Source organism: Vibrio sp. 1401, assembly GCF_033340295.1.
Window position 1 is genome coordinate 1 of the sequence record NZ_JAWOWF010000241.1, and the last position, 830, is coordinate 830.

1 protein-coding gene is annotated in these 830 nt (G+C 46.4%); it reads left to right on the forward strand.

What is annotated here, in order from left to right; genetic code table 11:
• Positions 1 to 830 (forward strand): ROK family protein (locus tag R7Z77_RS24835; protein ID WP_318136981.1); only part of this gene is annotated, 830 nt, incomplete at both ends.

Sequence of the window (830 nt, forward strand, 5' to 3'; positions counted from 1 at the left end):
CAGATTGGTAATGTAGATTTAGTAAAACAGCTTAACAGCGCTGCGGTATACAGGCTGATTGATCAGCAAGGTCCTATCTCCCGAATTCAAGTCGCGGATGTTAGCCAGCTCGCTCCAGCGAGTGTTACCAAAATCACCCGTCAACTATTGGAACGCGGCCTCATTAAAGAGGTCGCCCAACAAGCTTCAACAGGTGGTCGTCGAGCAATCTCATTGACCACTGAAGTGAAGCCTTTTCACTCTATCGCCGTTCGCTTAGGCCGAGACTACGTTCAATTCTGGCTCTATGACTTAGGCGGCACTGCACTGGCAGAAGATCAACACGAACTTCACTACACCAACCAAGCCGATTTGATTGCAGGTCTTATTGATTTATTAAAAGACTTCGTAAGTCGTTGCCAAGATAAAATTGACCAGTTGATTGCTATCGGTATTACGTTACCAGGCCTAGTTAACCCTACGACAGGCGTCGTTGAGTACATGCCAAATACGGATATTGATAACCTTGCGCTTGGTGAAATTATCCGAGAGAAGTTCAATACGGCTTGCTTTGTCGGTAACGACGTCCGTGGTATGGCACTTGCAGAACATTATTTTGGTGCTAGCCAAGATTGCCAAGACTCTATCTTAGTCAGTGTACACCGCGGTACTGGCGCAGGTATCATTGTTAACGGCCAAGTGTTTCTAGGTTTTAACCGTAACGTAGGTGAAATTGGCCACATTCAAATTGACCCTCTTGGTGAGCAATGCCAATGTGGCAACTTTGGCTGTCTTGAAACGGTTGCTGCTAATCCAGCGATCATCCAACGCGTTAAACAGCTCATAGCACA